Annotated in this window: 22 protein-coding genes; 18 read left to right on the top strand and 4 right to left on the bottom strand. The window is 41.6% G+C overall.

Annotated elements, in window-relative coordinates:
• Nucleotides 1-47 precede the first annotated feature (47 nt).
• From EI981_RS20215 to EI981_RS20165, 11 genes are all read left to right on the top strand, one after another.
• Entirely contained in the window at nucleotides 48-641 is a 594-nt protein-coding gene (locus tag EI981_RS20215) for a hypothetical protein (RefSeq protein ID WP_127001258.1), read from the top strand.
• A gap of 37 nt (nucleotides 642-678) precedes the next feature.
• Nucleotides 679-1,176: a DUF4362 domain-containing protein gene (locus tag EI981_RS20210; RefSeq protein ID WP_127001256.1), complete on the top strand. Its 498-nt coding sequence runs from the start codon at nucleotides 679-681 to the stop codon at nucleotides 1,174-1,176.
• 29 nt (nucleotides 1,177-1,205) lie between these two features.
• A complete protein-coding gene (locus EI981_RS20205) occupies nucleotides 1,206-1,718 on the top strand; it encodes an HXXEE domain-containing protein (protein WP_127001254.1) in 513 nt (170 codons plus the stop codon).
• 12 nt (nucleotides 1,719-1,730) lie between these two features.
• A complete protein-coding gene (locus tag EI981_RS20200) occupies nucleotides 1,731-2,225 on the top strand; it encodes a CHAP domain-containing protein (RefSeq protein WP_127001252.1) in 495 nt (164 codons plus the stop codon).
• Between the two features lie 72 nt (nucleotides 2,226-2,297).
• A complete protein-coding gene (locus EI981_RS20195) occupies nucleotides 2,298-2,732 on the top strand; it encodes a GNAT family N-acetyltransferase (RefSeq protein WP_127001250.1) in 435 nt (144 codons plus the stop codon).
• Between the two features lie 143 nt (nucleotides 2,733-2,875).
• Nucleotides 2,876-3,811 (top strand): phosphotransferase enzyme family protein, encoded by a 936-nt coding sequence (locus EI981_RS20190; protein ID WP_227011510.1) that lies wholly within the window; start codon nucleotides 2,876-2,878, stop codon nucleotides 3,809-3,811.
• Nucleotides 3,812-3,932: 121 nt separating this feature from the next.
• On the top strand, nucleotides 3,933-4,349 hold the full coding sequence (locus tag EI981_RS20185) for a SecDF P1 head subdomain-containing protein (RefSeq protein ID WP_127001246.1): 417 nt from the start codon (nucleotides 3,933-3,935) through the stop codon (nucleotides 4,347-4,349).
• A gap of 70 nt (nucleotides 4,350-4,419) precedes the next feature.
• A complete protein-coding gene (locus tag EI981_RS20180) occupies nucleotides 4,420-5,082 on the top strand; it encodes a pyridoxamine 5'-phosphate oxidase family protein (RefSeq protein WP_227011509.1) in 663 nt (220 codons plus the stop codon).
• A gap of 30 nt (nucleotides 5,083-5,112) precedes the next feature.
• Nucleotides 5,113-5,508, top strand: a complete 396-nt coding sequence (locus EI981_RS20175; RefSeq protein WP_127001244.1) for a GNAT family N-acetyltransferase — start codon at nucleotides 5,113-5,115, stop codon at nucleotides 5,506-5,508.
• A 29-nt stretch (nucleotides 5,509-5,537) separates the two neighbouring features.
• Nucleotides 5,538-5,999 (top strand): DinB family protein, encoded by a 462-nt coding sequence (locus tag EI981_RS20170; RefSeq protein ID WP_127001242.1) that lies wholly within the window; start codon nucleotides 5,538-5,540, stop codon nucleotides 5,997-5,999.
• 106 nt (nucleotides 6,000-6,105) lie between these two features.
• Nucleotides 6,106-6,501, top strand: coding sequence for an RDD family protein (locus EI981_RS20165; RefSeq protein WP_127001240.1), 396 nt, complete (start codon nucleotides 6,106-6,108; stop codon nucleotides 6,499-6,501).
• A 425-nt stretch (nucleotides 6,502-6,926) separates the two neighbouring features.
• Here the strand turns inward: EI981_RS20165 and EI981_RS20160 are convergent, their stop codons facing one another.
• The gene (locus EI981_RS20160; protein WP_127001238.1) at nucleotides 6,927-7,337 is read right to left on the bottom strand and encodes a hypothetical protein; all 411 of its coding nucleotides are present in this window, start codon (nucleotides 7,335-7,337) and stop codon (nucleotides 6,927-6,929) included.
• Between the two features lie 68 nt (nucleotides 7,338-7,405).
• Here EI981_RS20160 and EI981_RS20155 point away from each other — a divergent pair, with 68 nt between their 5' ends.
• Both EI981_RS20155 and EI981_RS20150 read left to right on the top strand, forming a co-directional pair.
• A complete protein-coding gene (locus tag EI981_RS20155; protein ID WP_127001236.1) occupies nucleotides 7,406-7,789 on the top strand; it encodes a DUF6508 domain-containing protein in 384 nt (127 codons plus the stop codon).
• 26 nt (nucleotides 7,790-7,815) lie between these two features.
• A complete protein-coding gene (locus EI981_RS20150; protein WP_127001234.1) occupies nucleotides 7,816-8,505 on the top strand; it encodes a class I SAM-dependent methyltransferase in 690 nt (229 codons plus the stop codon).
• A 40-nt stretch (nucleotides 8,506-8,545) separates the two neighbouring features.
• On the opposite strand, the gene EI981_RS20145 is transcribed toward EI981_RS20150, so the two are convergent.
• Nucleotides 8,546-10,003 carry a 4-hydroxyphenylacetate 3-hydroxylase family protein gene (locus tag EI981_RS20145; RefSeq protein ID WP_127001232.1) on the bottom strand — a complete coding sequence of 486 codons (1,458 nt, stop codon included), beginning with the start codon at nucleotides 10,001-10,003 and terminating at the stop codon, nucleotides 8,546-8,548.
• 159 nt (nucleotides 10,004-10,162) lie between these two features.
• Here EI981_RS20145 and EI981_RS29770 point away from each other — a divergent pair, with 159 nt between their 5' ends.
• From EI981_RS29770 to EI981_RS20130, 3 genes are all read left to right on the top strand, one after another.
• Complete coding sequence (locus EI981_RS29770) at nucleotides 10,163-10,309, top strand: hypothetical protein (RefSeq protein WP_227011508.1); 147 nt, start codon at nucleotides 10,163-10,165, stop codon at nucleotides 10,307-10,309.
• A 64-nt stretch (nucleotides 10,310-10,373) separates the two neighbouring features.
• Nucleotides 10,374-11,189 carry a GNAT family N-acetyltransferase gene (locus EI981_RS20135; protein ID WP_127001230.1) on the top strand — a complete coding sequence of 272 codons (816 nt, stop codon included), beginning with the start codon at nucleotides 10,374-10,376 and terminating at the stop codon, nucleotides 11,187-11,189.
• A 61-nt stretch (nucleotides 11,190-11,250) separates the two neighbouring features.
• Nucleotides 11,251-11,817, top strand: a complete 567-nt coding sequence (locus EI981_RS20130; protein ID WP_127001228.1) for a GNAT family N-acetyltransferase — start codon at nucleotides 11,251-11,253, stop codon at nucleotides 11,815-11,817.
• A 66-nt stretch (nucleotides 11,818-11,883) separates the two neighbouring features.
• Here EI981_RS20130 and EI981_RS29765 read toward each other — a convergent pair whose 3' ends face one another.
• Together EI981_RS29765 and EI981_RS20125 are read right to left on the bottom strand one after the other, a co-directional pair.
• Entirely contained in the window at nucleotides 11,884-12,048 is a 165-nt protein-coding gene (locus EI981_RS29765; RefSeq protein ID WP_227011507.1) for a hypothetical protein, read from the bottom strand.
• 227 nt (nucleotides 12,049-12,275) lie between these two features.
• Nucleotides 12,276-14,318: an acyltransferase family protein gene (locus EI981_RS20125; RefSeq protein WP_127001226.1), complete on the bottom strand. Its 2,043-nt coding sequence runs from the start codon at nucleotides 14,316-14,318 to the stop codon at nucleotides 12,276-12,278.
• Nucleotides 14,319-14,689: 371 nt separating this feature from the next.
• Between EI981_RS20125 and EI981_RS20120 the strand changes: the two genes are divergently transcribed.
• Nucleotides 14,690-14,977 (top strand): hypothetical protein, encoded by a 288-nt coding sequence (locus tag EI981_RS20120; protein ID WP_127001224.1) that lies wholly within the window; start codon nucleotides 14,690-14,692, stop codon nucleotides 14,975-14,977.
• 231 nt (nucleotides 14,978-15,208) lie between these two features.
• Nucleotides 15,209-15,427: a DUF2933 domain-containing protein gene (locus EI981_RS20115; RefSeq protein WP_127001222.1), complete on the top strand. Its 219-nt coding sequence runs from the start codon at nucleotides 15,209-15,211 to the stop codon at nucleotides 15,425-15,427.
• Nucleotides 15,428-15,567: the final 140 nt, after the last annotated feature.

Below are 15,567 nucleotides of genomic sequence, written 5' to 3'. Positions count from 1 at the left end.
GTACATCTATACACTTCCGGGGCATGATTTTTTTAGGGAGGAATGAGATGAGGACTAGACGGGTCATACTAATCAGCTTAATTGTTGCAGTTATCGCTATTTGTGCGGCGTGGGCAGTATATAAAATACTTCCTCATTCAGTCAATGTAACGTTGACGGGTATTAGGTATAAACTTGGCTCCGAAGGGGCGAAGGCAGATGCGGAACAGGCAACGGTAGTGATTCGAGGCAAGCTGTATACAACCCTGAAGGGTCATCGTACTTTCAAAGGAGAAATAAATATTGTTGGAGAACAAATCCCCGTGCCACCGGATCAGCGTAACTTGGAGATAAGTTTTTTTAGTGAAGGCTTTGGTGTCATGGTATATCCTTATTTTTACTTTGATCAGAGGGGAGCTACAAAGGGATCTAATAGCTATGTCTCGCATTTATTGTTCACTAACAAGGATTTTAGTCAAGTGGCGTTTCTTTTGAATATGGCCAATGAACAGAATTCAACCAACAAATCTGAGGGGGATTTTCAGCAAACAGTTAATTGGGACAGCGAAAATGGATATATCATTGCGGCCCCTGCGTCCACTCGTGAAGAGGCGTTGGCCCTGTCTAATAAATTGATGCGTAGATATCAGCGTGAAGAGTAATAGAGTTATTAAGTTGGAATCGTTAGGGGAATAAGAGTTGAGGAAATATTTATTAATTATTGCTCTATCAGCATTGCTTGTTTCTTGTAGTTCTGGACCCAATAATAATCCGAATGATTCGTCACATTCTAAATTGTCTTTTCAACAAGCCAAAAGACAGGGCTATGTTGTTGTAGGGCCTCCTGGGTTAGCTAATGTGAATAAGCTAGAGAAGTTCTATGAGGATTATTTGAATAAGACAAGCTGCCTCGTTGCGCTTGCTCATTACACTGATGAAGGCGATCCAATATTTATTGATCTTGAGTTTAATGGAGAAGAAATTCTATATACTTATGATAACTCTTGGGACGGATTCGGAGGACAGAATAAAGGGGTACAGCACACGACCTGTACACAAATGAATAAACGTACCGGGCCACGAGGAGAGCGCAAAGGAACGGAATATTACTTGAATTCTTGTAATGATGACATTGGCTATAGCGATCCAGTTCAGAAAGAATATTTCCTAATGTTCATCGATGATAAGGAACAATAATTCAAATGGGTGCTAAGAGGTGATGAAGCATGACAATACAAACACTGGTATGGTTATTTATCGTTGTATTCTTACTCCATGACCTGGAAGAAATCATATACGTTGAATCTTGGATTAAGAGAAATAGAAATCATGTAATTGGCAAGGTCCCTTCAAAAATCAGTAAGCGTCTAGATAAGATGTTTAATATTACTAGCGGCCAATTTGCGGTTGCTGTTTTACTGGAGTTTATTATATTTATTCCGTTTGTTTTTATTGCTGCGGAGCAAGGAATGTTTTTTATATTCCTATCCTTCAATACATTGTTCTTTCTTCATGTATTCACACATGTCGGACAATCCTTATATTTAAAGATGTATACGCCCGGTGTGGTTAGTGCTGTGCTCCTCGTTCTGCCTTATACCATATATTTGTTTGATACATTGATCACGGATAATTTGGTCACTTGGACAGAGATTCTATTAAGCGTTCCAGTCGGACTCTTCATCATACCTATCGTATTGCTGGGTCATGAACTGGGAAGGAAGATGGTTAGATATTAAGGAGGACAATCCGTGAGCCGAAGAGAGATCCTGGCGCAAATCGCCGAAGAGCTAGCTTCAAGACCTTTGATGGGTAATGAAAATAAATGCGGTCCCGATTTGGAGCCGATCCTTAACTATTTCCCAAGAAATAATGTAAGTATAGGTTTCGATTGGTGTGCTGCATTTGTATATTATTGTTGTATAGAGGCAGGGGTGAAGTTACCTGTACGATATTCGGAGCCGGTCTCCCGTAATTTTGCCTGGGTAGAGGCTTGGTTAGAGTGGGGACAATTACACGGGTTCTATCATCACATTAGTGACTTGTCGTTCATCCCAGAGCAAGGGGATCTTGTAGTATTCGATAACATTTTAGGGAATGGTCTAAATGATCATATTGGAGTCGTATTAAGAATTGATCAAGATAAAATCATAACGGCAGAAGGAAACTATTATAATAAATCAGGGATTTTTCAACGAGAACGAGAACAAATAAATGGATACATAAGAATCGATGAAACGTATTAATATAAAATGCAAAATATGATCTACGTAGACCGACATTAAGTGGAAATAAACTCATAAGGTGGGACGTATCAATTGACCAATAAAACTATAAGGCCAGCAACTTTAGAAGACAGCTTATCGTTAATTGAATTAAATTACAAATTTAATGGTGTGGAACGAACTGCAATGGAGGTTAGGCAAAGTCTCCTGAATACAAATGAGATTATTGTTCTAGCATTTTGTAATGATCAAGCAGTTGGTTTTGGCTGTGCTCAATACTACAAATCCTTTTGTTACTCTGAACCGCACGGAGAAATAACTGAATTATATGTCATTGAGGAGGAACAAGGAAAAGGCTGGGGTCCGCAAATCATTTGCTTTTTAGAAGAAAGATTGCTCCAAATCGGGGTTAAGCAAATTAAGGTATTAACGGGACAGGACAATGTTAGGGCTCAGAAAACTTATCAAAAAGCGAATTATTCATTGACTGATGAAGTGATGTATGAGAAGACGGTTGAAGAATCTTAATCTGAGGAAGCAAATGGAGAAAGGTACGAATTGGCAATGTAATTTTAAAGATATTGAGACGTCTGAATGGGAATGACATGGATAGAATATTCCAATTAGAATCTGCAGAATCGATCAAAGAGACTATTGTACAGGTTAAGAGGATGGCCCTATTGGCACTTCATAATTATGACCTTGATTGGACTCAAATTCGGTTTAACCAACTATCTGACACAGCTACTTTTATCGTAGAGACAAATGTAGATGGAACATTTCTACTGCGAATTCATTCTGAAATGAAAAAAGAAGCGATAGATTCTGAATTAGTTTGGTTAGAGTCTTTGTACGATAAGTTGAAGATTGTTCCACTAGGAATTGTAGACCGTAATGGTTCGAGAACTGTTACGATCGATCGTGGGGATGGTTACTATGCGCATGCTTCTTTGATGCGTTGGGTAGAGGGTGCTCATGTGAACAGTGGCATTACTGAGGGCCAAGCTTTTAAAGAGGGTATTCTTTTAGCAAACTTACATTCCGTGGCGCAGGATTTCGAAGTGCCTTCTAATTTTGAACGTCCAGTTTGGGGGGAGCAAAGCTTTAAAGAAGCAACAACTCAGTTAGCTGATTACTATCATTATTTCCTGACTGATGCTGAATATAAATTGTATCGATTGGCCATCGAGAAAGTTTTATGCTGGTTTAATACAATACATAAGAATGGACAAAATTACGGGCTAATTCATGGAGATCTACACCAAGGTAATATTGTATTTCATGATGGTAATCCTCGTCCAATTGATTTTGGTAGATGTGGCTTTGGATATTTTCTTTACGATGTCGCACATGCGATCTTAGGGCTTCATCCTTTGCAACGAGAATTAGTCGTTAAAGGGTATCAAAGCATAAGAGATTTGGAAGAGAACTGGCTACCGGCCCTAGAAAGCTTTTCGGTGATGGTTATGATCGAAGATTATTGCCACCATGCCCCAGATCCAAGAGAAACCAAGGGTTTGAAGGAAGAGCAGCCCTATGCTCAGGCCATATTAAGAAACTATTTAAATGGATCACCATTTCTATTTAATCATATACATTTAAACTAGCTCATCAAACAGGGCAACTACAAACCAAAGAAAACATATGCAATCATTTAATAAATATTATCGATAAGTACTTTGATTCTGGAAAACTGGTTAGCTACCTTGAAGGGAAAGGGGATTAAGGATGAAATTCAGAAAAACAGTAATATTATTCACTCTATTTCTAAGCATTTGCGTCATAGCGGGATGCAGTACTAAGGACTTGCCTGGGAAAAAAGTAGAGCAAGAAAAAATAATCGTAACCTTTGAAGATAAGAATAGAAACGTACTAGCTACTGGGGCTGATCTTGACTCTGTATTTGTGAGTGTTTCAAAAGATGAACAATATTTGATTAGTGGAAAATTTAAAGAGGCTAAAAAGTTAGAAGAAATCACTCAGAAATTGCTAGGCAAAGAATTATTAATCTATTGTAATGAAGACTTAATTGCTTCACCAGTTATTAATGGCGCTCTTCGGACAGGCGATTTTAGTATTGCCGGGGGGTTTACCTTGAAGGAGGCAAGCGAGTGGGTCTATATGATAAAAAAGAGCATGGAATAAAGGTGTAATGAAAAATGGATAAGCAAGAGAGCTACATAACAGATTAATAAACATTCAGGAATGATTTTGTATGGATATTCGAGGAAGTGAGGGAACTAATATGCAAAACCCATTTAAAGAAATCTTGTCTTCAGAAGATGAGATTAGAGATCTCATAGGTTATCCAAGTGAGATTGTCAAAAGGAAAGCCATACAACACTTAGATGCTCATTGTCGGAATTTTATTTCTATGTCCCCATTATTATTTATATCCACTGGGGATGATCAAGGATTTTGTGATGTATCTCCTCGGGGAGATGCTCCTGGATCGGTTCTAGTCATAGATGAGCATCACTTAGTGATTCCAGAGCGGCCAGGCAATCGCAGAATCGATGCATTAAGAAATATCTTGTTAAACCCAAGGATCGGCATAATATTTATTATTCCCGGATTAGAAGAGACGCTTAGAATCAATGGGAAAGCCTTCGTGATCAAAGATGAGAACATTCTGGAACAGATGAAATCTAGAGATAAACAGCCCCTATTAGGGATTGGAGTAGAAGTCGAGGAATGTTTCATTCATTGTGCTAAAGCTTTTAAGCGATCTAAGGTATGGGATAACCAGTCGTGGGCCATGGACGACGCTTTGCCGTCGATTTCGGCCATATTAAAGGATCATGTGAATTCATCTGAATATACGGAAGAGGTTATTCGAAAAGGGTTAGAGGAGAGCTACGAGAAGAGATTATATTGAATAAAGTCATTAGCCGAAGGAGAAATGATTATGATCGTTTATTCAGATGACAAGGAACAAAATGCACGTGATGTAGCGGAAGTTTTTCAAAAATCCGGAATCAAGAGACCTTATGATGATGTTGAGAGAATCCAAAGCATGATCGATCATTCAGATATTATGATTACCGCCTGGGCTGATGGCAGAATGGTTGGGGTCGCCAGAGCTATAACTGACTATTCATATTGCTGTTATTTATCAGATCTTGCGGTGGACCAAGAATATCAGAAACAAGGAATTGGAAAAGAATTAGTACAACGTATCCGTACGAAAATAGGGGATCAATGTTCATTAATACTAATCTCCGCCCCAACAGCAGTTGATTACTATCCTAGTTTAGGATTTGAACGATCGGATAAAGCATTTTTGATAAGAAGAGACCAGTAAGCAGTTAAAGTGTTTATGAGGGGGATAAGATGAAGGCTCTATTTCAATACAATTGGCAGGTCAGGGACGAATGGTTCGGAGCATTAGAATCAATCCCACCAATTGAACTAATAAAAGAGCGTGGAGCTGGAGTTGGCTCTATTCTCAAGACGATTTTTCATATCATTGATGTTGAATATAGCTGGATGAGAGCGATGCAGAATGAACCGGACATCGTATTTCGATTTGAGGATTATCAAGATGTGCAAGCCTTGAGAAACCTGTCCAATGAACTTAGAGTTGAGATGAGAGAGTTTATTAATAAATGGACACAAGAGATGGAATATGAAATGGTACACCCCTCTTGGCAGGATAAGGCCTTCTACAAAGGTGAAATTTTAAGGCATATTTTAGTTCATGAAGTTCATCATATTGGGCAATTATCGATTTGGTCTAAAGAAATAGGAATCCAAGTAATTAGTTCGAATTTTATCGGTAGAGAATTAATGTGATTTTTTAAGAACGTACTTCCATGTATAATATCCAGAAACAAATAAGAAGCCTCTACATATCCTTAAAATAATAAACGAATCAGGCCACTTAAGGAAGGTGAGAGTGATGGGGGCAGGTTTTTGGGTTAGATTCGGGGCTTTGTTAATAGACTCAATTCTCATCGGAATCCTTGTAGCTATGGTTTCTTTTTTAATTACAGGTGGTTCAGACGATGAGAATGTAAAGAGCATATTGAGGTTCTTGTACTCGTTGCTATTGCCAATATTCTGGGGAGGATATACCGTTGGAAAGCGTCTTTGTGGAATCAAAATAAGAAAAGTCGATGATCAAACTCCACCTGGACTTGGAACTATGTTGCTGCGGAATGTTCTTGCAGGATTAATTTATGCACTGACCCTTGGAATTGGTCTGATTATCAGTGCATTCATGGTGGGGACGCGGGAAGATCGAAGGGCGATTCATGATTTTATTGCAGGGACAGAAGTGGTACATGATAAATGAACAGATTACATTATAGCCTTCATGAGATATTAGGTGAGTATATGATGATGAAGGAGGATGACTCTCTTGCTGAAACCAAAGAACAATGTAAGAGTGGGTTGGATATGGGTTGCCGCTTGCTTTAGTATAATAATACTTGGCAGTAATCACTTGTATGGTTACTCATTCTTGGATAGTTTCCTGAATGTTATTGGAGTTGAAAGTTGGACTACGAATGGGCGGATAAGCTGGCATGTAACATCAATCATTTTTCTCCCCCTGTTATTGTTGTGCTTCATCCAATCAGTACGTTATATGAAGACAAGGTATCCCAACGTCGCTATAACTTTGTTTATTGGTATCTTCTTATTAGGTGGCATATATCCTAAAATAACAGAACATGTGGTCAACTTCAGTGAGTTGTTAATTAGGTAGTTACACATCGATCAATCCAATTTATTCTGCAATAGACACTGCCCATGATTTCCGTTCAGCATAACCACGATGTTTTTACTCACAGAATTGAAGAAGATTAAGGCCCTTGGTGGTTCGCCGTTCTCAAGAAATATATATACTTCTTTGATCAAGTCTGGATAGATCGGAGAAGATAGATCTACTGGTTTTCTAAATTTAATATGCAGGATCTGACCCGAATCTGGATTTACTGAAAAGCCACCATACATTTCAGGGGAAGCATCCAGACAGGCCAGAATTGATTTTTCTAGATCACCCGTTAGTTTGATTTGCCTAATTACTTTTTCCTGTTTCACATCAAAGACTTGGACGAATGTGGGATCTGTGATTTGGACATTAAACTGCAATATCCATAATACAATTGCTATTATTTTTAGAATCACTTAGGGTCACCTCAGATGTATTATTCCCAAGTTGCTAAGATCAATCAATATGTAAAGAGGAAACGCCCATGACAAATGAAATCATTACAGAACAAGAGATCAATAAGTTACTTAGCTATCTTGATTTTTTTCAAGATTCCAGCAGCGTTTTCTTTACTGAGGTGAATGGATATTACCAGGAAAGCGACGAGGTCCACAGGTTTCGTGAAGTACTGAATGAGACTGGATTTTTATTGGTGTTCGATTGGACGACCTGGCTTCATGACAATGAGGTCTATAAAGATATAAACCATAACATCCAAGACCAGATCCGCAATGCCGATTTGGAGACACTTAGGAAATTAATGACGAGTTACATTCGCGGAGATAGATTCAATGAAGGATTGTTTATTTCTACGATTGTAAACGGACATATCACAAATATATTATTAAGACTAAAGGAACTAGTGTAGAAGTCCATAGAAAAGAGTGAGCATTCATGGCGACGCATGAGCAAATCTATCGTAATCAGGCAGATACCTATGAATTTATGATTAGTAGACAACCTGAATTATCCGAGGTTATTAAGGCGATAAGGCCTTTTCACAATTTGGATATTCTAGATTTGGGCGCAGGCTCTGGCAGATTATCAAGGGTTCTCGCTAAAGAAGCAAAGTCGCTCCTATGTACGGATATTTCTTCAGCTATGCTGGATCTTTTGGAGCATAAATTAATGCAGCTAGGAATAACACGGAATTGGACTACCGAAGTAGCTGATCATCGAAACCTCCCGATTGCCGATAAATCCATCGATCTAGCGGTCTCAGGTTGGAGCATCTGTTATTTAACAGGTACTGAGAATAATCAGTGGGAAGAGAATCTAGAGCAGATTATTTCAGAACTTCGCCGGGTATTGAGGCCGGATGGAACGATGATTATTTTTGAGACGATGGGGACCGGGACAGAAACTCCTAATCCGCCGCGCTTCCTAACGGACTATTATAGAGCACTTGAAGAGGATTATGGATTTCAGCATAAGTGGATCCGGATGGATTATCATTTTAGAGATGTTGAAGAGGCGAGACAGAGCACCGAATTTTTCTTTGGCGAGGAGTTAACGAAGGAAATTATAGACAATCATTGGTCGACAGTTCCTGAATGTGCAGGGATATGGTGGAAGCATCTATAAATATAGACTATTTAAAATAAAAGGCCTAGCTCATATAGAGTCAGGCCTTATTGTTTTGTAAAAAGTCAGTAATCATGTTCTTGTAGTCATCTTGATTAGGGAAGTAGTTGTATAACCGAGCAGAGATAATTTTCTGATTGCCTAGGAAGAAGAGTTCATACTGATTCTGTCTCCCACCAAAAGGCCCGGCTCCGAGCTCCCATGCCAATCTAAATAAAGCGACTCGTTCTTTGGCGGGTGTGTAGATCCCCTTTAAATAATTCTCCAAATAGGGCTGAATGTCTGATTCAAAATTAGCACATGAGGGACTCATGATTAAGTTGCTGGAGCTTAGCATTTGAATTATGCTTGTGATTTCCATATGGAAATCAGGGAATTGCAGACAAGCAGCAAGCAGTGGACTGGTCGCAGGTGTATAGTATCCCATAGGATCAGTAGCTGCTTCTGCCTCAGAAGCTAGTCTTAATCCCTTCAGATTCTCAAGCAGCATCATCACACGGGATATTTGCTGTGTCGTGGACATTTCCAGGGTGACATTTTGTTCCTCTGCCAAGCTTTGAATAAGACCTAGAAAGAACTCCGTTTTGGCAATATATCTGGAGACGACCTGATGCCCTGCATGGGCTAGAAAATTCCCCTCTGTAAATAAGCGATTCCCCATAGTCTCATTCCCATATAAGAACACACGGTTGTGCGGAATAAGCACCTTGTCGAAAATAACCATCGTATCCATCTCATCAAATCGGGAGCTAAGCGGGTAGTCGAAAGTGGAATCGTGCGCATAGCTGTCACGGCAAATAAATGTCATCCCATTCAGATCATTCGGGACTGCGAAAGCAATGGCCATCGGATTCGCCTCCTCTGAGAACGTGAGGGAAGGTGTAGGTAGGACCAGAATTTCTTCACATGTCGCACCTTGAGTAGCCATCACAAATGCACCGCTAACGATGAGGCCTTCGTCGGTTACTTCAATTACCTTACAAGCGATGGTCTCCTCAACAGGATCTGCCTCTGCTGACCATTTGCTTGCAAACGGCTGAACAAAAGCATGCGATAGAGTGATGTCGTTATCACGGCAATATTCATAATAGCTTCTTAAATTGTTGGCGTACATAGAGTCATTTTCTTCAAGAATGGATGCAGCCGTATATAACGACATAAGGACCGTATTCATATAGTCAGGAGAGCGGCCGAGAAATCCGTGATGCCTCTTGGACCACAGATCGATCATCTGTCTTCTTTGCTGTATATCCTCTTTGTTCTTAGGAGCTAGAAAGGATAAACCAACCGGATCACCATTGAGCGGGGATTTATAAGTCATCAGACGGGTATATTGGGCATCGCACTGCATATCGTATAGGTCAGCCTGGGTGTGTATTAGTCCACGAAATGCAGGGTGTTCGGATAACGGACCAGTGACACGCTGGCCATTATACCATAGATTAATTTGCTGACGATCGATCCGCTCGATATACTCTTTACCGTTTTTTATTGGCAAGACATACACACCCTCTCACTATTCCTAATAAGCGTAGTAGTTGATTACCACTTATCTTATGCGGTCTAAATAATGAAAGTGATTTGTCCAGAGACTTGGACGATTCGAATTGAAGGAAGCGAGCCTTAGTGTATCGAATACTTAGTTGATTGAAGCTTGATGCCAGAAGCCGTCCAGAAATTAGCGGGTGATCGATATATTGCTGAGATGACATTATATATCCCTTATCCATATGAGGACGGAATGGCTGAAGCATGGATAGGAACACATAGCAACATTTTAATGAAGATCGATTACTTGAATTAGCTATTGAACATAAGAAAGATAAATATTTAATCGGTGCTAAAAACCTAATCATGAGGTGAGCAAAATGACTCCAATATTAACCCAGGATCAAGTTCATTTAATCGAGCGATCTGAGATGGATTATATGGTAGACCGAATGCGGGCGATTGAGGAGAGAGAAGGTAATCCGGAAGGGGTGGAAATGAAGTCGTTTGGTAAGACAGTGGCGTTCTATAGCAGGACGATGCCTTGGCCCACATTCAACACGGTAAAAGGTTTGAGTCCGGACGATATCGATTGCATTGATGCGATTGTGGACTTTTATAAGTCGAGAGGGCGTAAGCCGCAGTTTGAAATCGTCCCCTCGAGGGTAAACTTGGAAATCTTAAAGAAGCTAGCTGAGCACGGATTTTATCAGTCTGGCTTTCATACGTCAATGTACTATTCCATGGAGCAGTTGCCACCTGATTGGCGGGATAGTGGCATTGACATCAAGGAAATCTCAGAGGAAGAGTTCATGACGTATGCCTTGATCCATTGCCGGAGCACCGGACTCCCGGATGATGGAATTCCGTATGTCGCTGACAATAACCAAGTATTATACGCGAGGCCTGGTTGGAGATTCTTCATGGCCTTGATCGATAGAAAACCAGCGGCTGTCGGGGTCATGTACATGAATCAGACCGTAGCCTCGTTGACGTTTGCCGGAACGCTCCCGGAGTACAGGAACAGAGGATGTCAGCAAGCTCTAATTCGTAGAAGAATATACGAGGCCGCCATAAATGGGTGCCAGGCTGTAGTTAGTCAAGCCGGATTTCTGACACAGAGCCATCGAAATATGGAGCAAGTTGGGATGAAGATTGGGTATATCAGAACGACATGGACAGAATTGGAGCGTTAACTCAAGGTGGATCGCTTACACCAATCAACAGAGCATTATAATCAAGGAGAGGGGGCCTTTCGTGCAACAAATAGAGATAAGAAGACCAGAACCTGGTGATTGTCAGGAGTTGCATCAGTTCTTTCGATCAGTAATTACGGATACTTTTGCAAAAGAGAATCTAGCAGATTTAGTAGAAGATATTGAACAGGAAATTAAGACGAAAGAAAGTTATCTCAAGATAGATTACGATAGCCTAGGCGTTGATAGATACTTTTTACTTGCGATAGCGAACAAACAGATTATTGGAACTATTGAATATGGACCATTCAGCCGCTTGATTCACGAACTGACACAAGGCGCATTGCAAAATATGGTCGAGATAGGCACGGTCCTCGTTCATCCTGAATATCAACAGCAAGGTATTGGAAGCCTGCTCTTGAATGTATTGCTTCTATCTTTAAGGAATAAGGGGATTGAAGAATTTTGCTTAGATAGCGGGTACAATCGTGCACAGAAATATTGGATGAAAAAATTAGGGGAACCCGATTATCGGTTCGAGAACTACTGGAGTGAAGGAAACGACCATATGATCTGGAGACGACAAACGAGCGACATTCCTGTTATTTTTAAAATATACCAGCCCTAAGTTTTAAAACTTCAGTGCCTATAAGAGAAGAACCGCCCGATTAGGGCGGTTCTTTCTTGTTCTGATTCATCCAGTCTTCCTTCTGAAAATATATACGGCGTTATCATCTGAAGGAGGAAGGATGAGCGACGACAATCGTTCGCTATACTCCATATCAAAATCATCAGCACCACGATAGGTTTCGAAATTTCCGGTGACTGCCGGATTGTTCGTGCCGATCACAATGTACAACTGAACGGAGCTGGTCCTGAAGACATGCTTCTCATAAGTATTATTGGCAACGGGCCAGGAGCAGAGTAAAGCGATAAAAATTACAGTTCATCTATCAAGTTGCAGATTCAATAGAGTCCAATATATTTCGCGGATTGATAACGGTGATAAGTTAATATTGTAGAGATAATAAATAAACAGGCAGTCAGAACTTCGCGTTTTGACTGCCTGCTTATCTCTCATGGGAGTTACTTTTCTATAGAACTTAATGTATTTGCAATAAGCCGAGCGTGTGCCTGCGAACCTTCTTTGGTTAAGTGGACCCCGTCCTTAGCAAAATACTCATCATGATTCTCGCTGGCGTCGTACCAGTTAACTAGCGTAATATCAGGTGATTTACTAGAAATATCCGCCAACAGCTTATTAACTTGGCTCTCCCATTTACGGGGAACTCGAGTATTGATTAGAACTATATGTTTGACATTCCTCAATGACCCGAGACCGCTCTCTAATTGCTTCTTATTGAACACGCCGTTGGTACCTAGGCCGATAATGACAGTATCGCCGAGCTTACGCCGCCTCTGGAGCTGGGTTAGAAGCTTGGAACCGCTTGACATCTGCCGTCCAATCTCCGCATCAACCTTGATGCCGGGTAATAGTTCTTCCAAGTAGGGCTTACCGTCAAGCATGACTGAGTCTCCGATGGCGGTGACATTCCCCCAGTCGGATTTAGAGGATTTTACTGGTTTGGGTGTTTGAGAATCCTTGCCAGATTCTTTCGAATCATTCGGTAACGTAGCAGATAAACCTGGCTCCTGCTTCGTCGTCATGTCCTCTGGTTTATGCCCGGAAGATTGGTCGTCGCTGCCCGGATCTGTATTCGCTGCAGCAGAATCACCGTCCCTATTGCTTCTCTTCCCAGGGGATATCTGTTTTCCATCCGTTCCAAGAGACGCTTCAGAGTCCCCGTTATTCGGTTTCTTCGGAGGGAGGGGTTGATCCGTTCCCTGCTTAGGATCAGGCTGTGCTAGAGCAGGTACGGAGACAACCTCCCCTGCCGTAGAAGCTGTGGCCGGAACATGCAGGATCATACCGGATACAAACAAAATAATAATGATTGCGGATAATGAGCTAATAGTCCATTGTTTGACGGATAATTGCCGAAGCTTCCACGGAAATTTCTTAATCTGCTTGAGAGTGGTGGACAATTGTCCGCGCCGGATTGGTTCTTCAACATATTTGTAAGACATCGAGGCGAGAATGACGCTCGCCGTCACCTGAATCAAGGCTAGCTTCCAGTTGTATGCGCCTGTATTTACGGATGGTCGCGATAGGACGATAATCGGATAATGCCATAGATAAATTCCGTAGGAGCGCATGCCAATCCAGCGCAAGGGCTTCAGGCTGAACAACTTGCTGACCCACGTAAACGGATGGATAAGAGCTATAATGACCATTGCCGTAGAAATCGCAACCAGCATGAACCCACCGCGATAGAGAAAATCATCAAATTCATTCGCTTGCAGCAGTAAGGTTACGATAGCAGCTAAGCCCAGCCAGCCGATCCATTCGAAGGTTAGCCGGGTACGCCGAGAAGGGTTCGTGATAATGCCTTGACTAGGCAACATCAGTGCCATTGTGGCTCCGATCAGCAGGGCGAACACCCGCGTGTCAGTTCCATAGTATACTCTGCTTGGGTCGCTGCCTGGCTGGTACAACAGAATCATAGTCAGCATGGAAGCCAATGCGAGTGATAGTGTAATGAGAACCATTTGAATTCGTTTAGGTGTGAACCGTAAGCCTAGAGTTAACAGTAGCGGCCAGATTATGTAGAATTGCCCCTCAACCGATAGTGACCAGAGATGGATCAGTGGTGCAGGTGTGCTATATTGTTCGAAATAGGATACCTGATGGAAGATGAGCCGCCAATTGTTGGCGTAGACCATCGCCGATCCAACGTCACCGCGCAGTGATTGCAGCATACTGCGGTCGAATAGCGTTGCCCAGGCTACCACTACCATGAGCATAACGATCAGAGCGGGGAACAGCCTGCGGAAGCGTCGTACCCAGAACCTGGATAGATCAAGTCTATGCCTGTCGCGGCGCCTCTCGATGAGTAGATTAGTTACCAAATATCCCGATAGTACGAAGAAAATATCGACGCCTAGGAACCCACCCGAAATTTGGGAAATGTCCAAGTGATAGGCGATAACTGCGATAATGGCCAGAGCGCGGAGACCATCGAGTCCGGCGATATAATGGCTTTTTCCGTTCGCTAATGGAGTAGGCATAAATAAGATCCCCCGCACCGATTCATCAGGATTTCCCTGGATATTAACGGAAGTTCGTAGGGATCCAACTTATTTATTAACCTTATGGTTTGCTTTGAATTTACAGATTCCAACCCGTTTCGCACCACTTTTAATCCATCCTCTCTCATGCTGTCACTATTGATGTGTTCTCATTATAAAACGTTGCGGGATGACTTTAATTACAATCAGATTACGATTGGAATTCAAAATTTTAACACATTTTGGTTGCTTTTTTAACAGGAAAGATTAGGATAGATTACCACGAATATTTAAGTCCTTGGATTGTCATCCGATCCTCACAATTTCCACATAAATAGGGTCTACAATTCTCTCTTGAGGAGGAGATTACTATGAGATCAAAATTCGTTATCGCCTTGGGCGTCATTGTCCTGACACTAGGAATTGGTACAGCTGCGTATGCTGCGGGAGATGGACAGGGCTTGTGGGCATCCTTCCAGGACATGCTTCCTCATATGAGGGAAGTACACCCTGATCTAACGGATCGGCAGTTGGAGGATATGTACCAGAGCTGCCATGGTAACAGTGGGCAAGATGGACAAGGAATGATGCGTTCCAGCAATACGACGCGGTCCGGTGGAATGATGCAGTATGGCGGTATGATGCAATCAGGATTCTAAGAGATGAATTCTATATGAATCCATAGGCAATAAGTAAGTGCCATTTGAGAAATGCGAATACCAAGACAGACGGAGCTGCCAGGAGGTTGCAAGTATGGATGACCTCAGGGAGCTCCTTTCTTTACATAAATTTGTGAGAATCACATCAAGACTCTGTAATTTCAACAAGATTTCTACATAACTCATCTATACAATAAGGGCATTCAAATGAAAAAGGAGAGGTTCATTCATATGGAGTGGTCTTGGTTACTTGTATTGGTCTGTCCCTTGATGATGATATTCATGATGTTCGGCATGAAGGGCACGCACGCGCACGGACATGGTCATGGACGTGGGCAAGCTTTGCATTCAAACGTAGATCAGGGAGTGCAGCAGCAGTTAAGTGAACTGCGGGAACAGAACGAACAGCTCCGCAAAGAGGTTGACAAGCTGTCACGAAACTCGATGTAGCTTGGCATGCAGGACCTTATGATCCTAAAGCCATCTAATTATATGTCAGCAGCGCTATACTATATAATAGAAGTTGTTCAAAAAGTCCACTTCTGATAAGAAAACCGACCGAAGAAATTCAAGGATGAGCGACCGCGATC

It is taken from the genome of Paenibacillus lutimineralis (genome assembly GCF_003991425.1).
Lineage (GTDB): Bacteria > Bacillota > Bacilli > Paenibacillales > Paenibacillaceae > Fontibacillus > Fontibacillus lutimineralis.
Note: the sequence above shows the minus strand (reverse complement) of the source record. Positions and strands in the feature narration are given on the sequence as shown.